The 4,822-nt window shown below is 68.0% G+C and carries 6 protein-coding genes; all 6 read left to right on the top strand.

Going from position 1 to position 4,822, the window contains the following annotated elements:
- The coding region (locus AC2VOP_RS10415) for a ParA family protein (protein ID WP_486960886.1) at positions 1-309 on the top strand (309 nt) is incomplete at its 5' end.
- A complete protein-coding gene (locus AC2VOP_RS10410) occupies positions 306-1,115 on the top strand; it encodes a segregation/condensation protein A (protein WP_486960885.1) in 810 nt (269 codons plus the stop codon). The genes AC2VOP_RS10415 and AC2VOP_RS10410, both read left to right, overlap by 4 nt.
- Complete coding sequence (scpB, locus tag AC2VOP_RS10405) at positions 1,112-1,798, top strand: SMC-Scp complex subunit ScpB (protein ID WP_486960884.1); 687 nt, start codon at positions 1,112-1,114, stop codon at positions 1,796-1,798. Before AC2VOP_RS10410 ends, scpB begins: the two co-directional genes overlap by 4 nt.
- Complete coding sequence (locus AC2VOP_RS10400; protein WP_486960883.1) at positions 1,798-2,550, top strand: pseudouridine synthase; 753 nt, start codon at positions 1,798-1,800, stop codon at positions 2,548-2,550. The genes scpB and AC2VOP_RS10400 overlap by 1 nt, the downstream gene beginning before the upstream one ends.
- Entirely contained in the window at positions 2,547-3,230 is a 684-nt protein-coding gene (cmk, locus tag AC2VOP_RS10395) for a (d)CMP kinase (protein ID WP_486960882.1), read from the top strand. The genes AC2VOP_RS10400 and cmk overlap by 4 nt, the downstream gene beginning before the upstream one ends.
- The gene (gene der / locus AC2VOP_RS10390; RefSeq protein ID WP_486960881.1) at positions 3,227-4,630 is read left to right on the top strand and encodes a ribosome biogenesis GTPase Der; all 1,404 of its coding nucleotides are present in this window, start codon (positions 3,227-3,229) and stop codon (positions 4,628-4,630) included. The genes cmk and der overlap by 4 nt, the downstream gene beginning before the upstream one ends.
- Positions 4,631-4,822: the final 192 nt, after the last annotated feature.

Below are 4,822 nucleotides of genomic sequence, written 5' to 3'. Positions count from 1 at the left end.
TCGCTGCGCGGGCTGGCGCTGCTCACCGACACCGTCGAGAAGGTGCGCGACCGGCTCAACCCGAAGCTGACGATCGGCGGCATCCTGGTCACCCGCTACGAGCCGCGCACGGTCAACTCCCGCGAAGTCATGGCCCGGGTGCTGGAGCGCTTTGGCGACCTAGTGTTCGACACCGTCATCACCCGCACCGTGCGTTTCCCGGAAACCAGTGTCGCCGGAGAGCCCATCACCACCTGGGCGCCGAAGTCAGGCGGCGCCCAGGCCTATCGCGCGCTGGCCCGTGAAGTCATCGACCGATTCGGCGCGTGAGAAGTCCCGACACGGCCACGCCAGACGGCTTCCAGGTTCGGCTGACCAACTTCGAGGGACCGTTCGATCTGCTGCTGCAGCTGATCTTCGCGCACCGCCTCGACGTCACGGAGGTGGCGCTGCACGAGGTCACCGACGAGTTCATCGCCTACGCCCGGGAGATCGGCCAGCGGCTGGGCCTGGAGGAGACGACGGCGTTTCTGGTGATCGCCGCGACACTGCTCGACCTGAAAGCGGCGCGGCTGCTGCCCGCCGGGCACGTCGAGGACGAAGAGGATCTGGCGCTGCTGGAGGTTCGCGATCTGCTGTTCGCGCGGCTGCTGCAGTATCGAGCGTTCAAGCACGTTGCGGAGATGTTCGCGGAGTTGGAGGTGGCCGCGCTGCGCAGCTATCCGCGGGCGGTGTCCCTGGAGGGCCGGTTCGCCAACCTGCTGCCCGAGGTGATGCTGGGTGTCGATGCCGACCGGTTCGCCCAGATCGCGGCGATCGCGTTCACGCCGCGGCCGGTGCCGACGGTGACCACCGAGCATCTGCACGAGGTGATGGTGTCGGTGCCCGAGCAGGCCGTCCGGCTGCTGTCGCTGTTGGAGGACCGGGGGACCGGCCGATGGGCGTCGTTTTCCGAGCTGGTCGCCGACTGCCAGGGGCCGATCGAGATTGTCGGCCGCTTCCTGGCGCTGCTCGAACTGTACCGGGTACGGGCGGTAGCATTCGACCAGTCAGAACCGCTTGGTGTGCTCCAGGTTTCGTGGACCGGAGAACGTCCGGCCGATGACGATCTTATGAAAGCAGACGCCCTCTCGTGACCGACGAAGCGCCCGATCCCGACCTGGGTATCGACGTCGCCACCGCGCCCGAGCTCGACGACGCCGAGTTGGCCGCGGTGCTAGAAGCGCTGCTGCTGGTGGTGGATGCTCCGATCACCGTGGAGGCGTTGGCCGCTGCCACCGAGCAGCCGGTATACCGGATCGCGGCGAAGCTACGGGGGATGGCCGACGAACTGACCGAACGGGACAGCGGCATCGACCTCCGGGAGGCCGGCGGCGGGTGGCGGATGTACACCCGCGCCCGATTCGCACCCTATGTTGAGCGCTTGCTTCTGGACGGCGCGCGATCGAAGCTGACCCGCGCCGCGTTGGAGACGCTGGCGGTGGTCGCCTACCGCCAGCCGGTGACCCGCGCCCGGGTCAGCGCGGTGCGTGGGGTGAACGTGGACGCGGTGATGCGCACCCTGCTGGCGCGGGGGCTGATCACCGAGGCCGGCACGGACCCGGACACCGGCGCGGTGACGTTCGCGACCACCGAGCTCTTCTTGGAGCGGCTGGGATTGTCGTCATTGGCCGATCTGCCCGATATCGCCCCGCTGCTTCCCGATGTCGATGTGATCGATGATCTCAGCGAGTCGCTGGACAGTGAGCCGCGTTTCATAAAACTCGGCGGCGGGGCTGTCGCCGATCAACCGCTGTCGTTCGACGTGGACCGCGACTAATGGCCGAGCCCGGCCAGCCCGGGGGCATCCGGCTGCAAAAGGTGTTGTCGCAGGCTGGGATTGCGTCGCGCCGGGCTGCCGAGAAGATGATCGTCGACGGCCGCGTCGACGTGAACGGGCGGACAGTCACCGAGTTGGGCACCCGGGTCGACCCCACGGCCGCGGTGATCCGTGTCGACGGTGCGCGGGTGACGGTCGACGACACGCTGGTGTATCTGGCCCTGAACAAGCCGCGCGGCATGCACTCGACGATGTCAGACGACCGTGGCAGGCCGTGCATCGGTGACCTGATCGAGCATCGGGTCCGCGGCAACGCGAAGCTGTTTCACGTGGGGCGCCTGGACGCCGACACCGAGGGGCTGATGCTGCTGACCAACGATGGCGAGTTGGCACACCGGCTGATGCACCCGTCCTATTCGGTGCCGAAGACATATCTGGCGACCGTGCGCGGAGCGGTGCGGCGCGGACTCGGCAAGCGATTGCGCAGCGGCGTCGAACTCGACGACGGCCCAGCCCACGTCGACGACTTCGCGGTGGTCGACGCCGTACCGGGTAAGACGCTGGTGCGGCTGACGTTGCATGAGGGGCGCAAGCACATTGTGCGCAGGCTGCTGGCCGCGGTCGGCTTTGAAGTCCAGGCGTTGGTGCGCACCGACATCGGTGTGGTGTCGTTGGGGGAGCAGCGTCCGGGCAGTATCCGGGTGCTGGGGCGCAAGGAGGTCGGGGAGCTGTACAAGGCGGTCGGGCTGTGAGGCGGATCGTCATCGCCGTGGACGGCCCGGCTGGCACCGGAAAATCTTCTGTGTCAAGGCGATTGGCCTGCACGCTAGGGGCACGCTACCTAGACACTGGAGCGATGTACCGAATTGTCACCCTGGCGGTGCTGCGGGCTGGGATCGATCTGAACGACACTGCAGCGATCGGGGACACAGCGAAAAAGGTTTCGCTTTCCGTCTGCTGTGATCCCGCCGAAGATCGCGCTTACCTTGGCGGGGAGGATGTCTCGACCGAGATCCGCGGTGACGAAGTTGCCCGTGCGGTGTCGGATGTGGCTGCGGTGCCGGTGGTACGGTCCCGGCTGGTCGGCCTGCAGCGCGACCTGGCTGTCGGCCCGGGCAGCGTGGTGGTCGAGGGCCGCGACATCGGAACGGTGGTGCTGCCCGACGCCGACCTGAAGATCTTCTTGACCGCTTCGGCCGAGACTCGGGCACGACGGCGCAACGAGCAGAACATTGCCGCCGGTGGCGCAGATGATTACGACCGGGTGCTGGCGCAGGTGCGCCGTCGTGATCATCTGGACTCGACCCGCGCTCTGTCGCCGCTGCGCGCCGCCGACGACGCGGTAGTGGTGGACACCAGCGAGATGACCGAGGCTCAGGTGGTCGCCGGTCTACGGGAGTTGGTCGAGCAACGGACCGGAGCGGTGCGGTGAGCCCCCCGGATTCCGACGGCACCTGGGTCGACGAAAGTGACTGGGAACCGGGCGAAGACGCCGAGAGCCTTGCTGAGGGCTCTGGGCCGCCACCGGTGGTGGCGGTGGTGGGCCGGCCGAACGTCGGCAAGTCGACACTGGTCAACCGGATCCTGGGCCGCCGTGAGGCGGTGGTGCAGGATCTGCCCGGGGTGACCCGCGACCGGGTGTCCTACGACGCGCTGTGGACCGGTCGCCGGTTCGTCGTTCAGGACACCGGCGGCTGGGAGCCGGACGCCAAGGGGTTGCAGCAACTGGTGGCAGAGCAGGCGTCGGTGGCCATGCGTACCGCCGATGCGGTGATCCTGGTGGTGGATTCGACGGTCGGTGCCACTGCCGGCGACGAGGCCGCCGCCCGTATCCTGCGCCGCTCCGGCAAGCCGGTGTTTTTGGCCGCCAACAAGGTTGACGGCGAGAAGGGCGAATCCGACGCCGCAGCGCTGTGGTCACTGGGCCTCGGGCAGCCGTATGCGGTCAGCGCGTTGCACGGTCGCGGCGTGGCCGACCTGCTCGACGAGGTGGTGTCCGCGCTGCCGGTGGTCGCCGAGGCAGCGGGCGGCGGCGGTGGCCCAAGGCGGGTGGCGCTGGTTGGCAAACCCAACGTCGGCAAAAGCTCTCTGCTGAATAAGCTGGCCGGCGACGAGCGTTCGGTGGTCCACGATGTCGCCGGCACGACCGTGGACCCGGTGGACTCGCTGATCGAAATAGACGGCAAAGTTTGGCGTTTCGTCGACACCGCCGGGCTGCGCCGTAAGGTCGGGCAGGCCAGTGGGCACGAGTTCTACGCCTCGGTGCGCACTCACGGCGCAATCGAGGCCGCCGAGGTGGTGATCGTGCTGATCGACGCGTCGGTGCCGTTGACCGAGCAGGACCAGCGGGTGTTGTCGATGGTGATCGAGGCGGGCCGGGCGCTGGTGTTGGCGTTCAACAAGTGGGATCTGGTCGACGAGGATCGGCGTTACCTGCTGGACCGCGAGATCGATCGCGACCTGCCGCGAGTGGGCTGGGCGCAGCGGGTGAACGTCTCCGCCAAAACCGGCCGCGCGGTAGCGAAGTTGGTGCCGGCGCTGGAAGCGGCGTTGGCGTCGTGGGACACCCGGATTTCGACCGGCCGGCTCAACACCTGGCTTAACGAGGTGATCTCCGCGACACCGCCGCCGGCGCGGGGTGGTCGGGCGCCGCGGGTGCTGTTCGCCACCCAGGCCATCGCGCGCCCGCCGACGTTCGTGTTGTTCACCACGGGCTTTCTGGAGGCCGGCTACCGCCGGTTTTTGGAGCGACGACTACGGGAGACGTTCGGATTCGAGGGCAGCCCGATCCGGATCGACGTGCGGGTGCGGGAGAGGAGGAAGGCCCGGTGATCCGGCTAGGGTGCTACGTGCCCGTCTCCCAGGTGGCGTTGATCGTGCTGGCCGGGTTGGGCACCACACCCGATCATGGATCATCGAGCGGTCCGGTGCGGTAGGCTTTCGGCCTGCCGTGGCTGTTCGTCGGCGGCACCGGGCTGTGGCGCAGTTTGGTAGCGCACTTGACTGGGGGTCAAGTGGTCGCAG

It is taken from the genome of Mycobacterium sp. TH-M106 (genome assembly GCF_057473765.1).
The sequence above is the reverse complement of the archived record's forward strand: the minus strand, read 5'-3'. Positions and strand labels throughout refer to the sequence as shown.

What these genes read in the sequence shown, in the direction of transcription:
- AC2VOP_RS10400 (WP_486960883.1), top strand. Translation starts at nt 1,798, where the DNA reads ATGGCCGAGCCCGGCCAGCCCGGGGGCATCCGGCTGCAAAAGGTGTTG.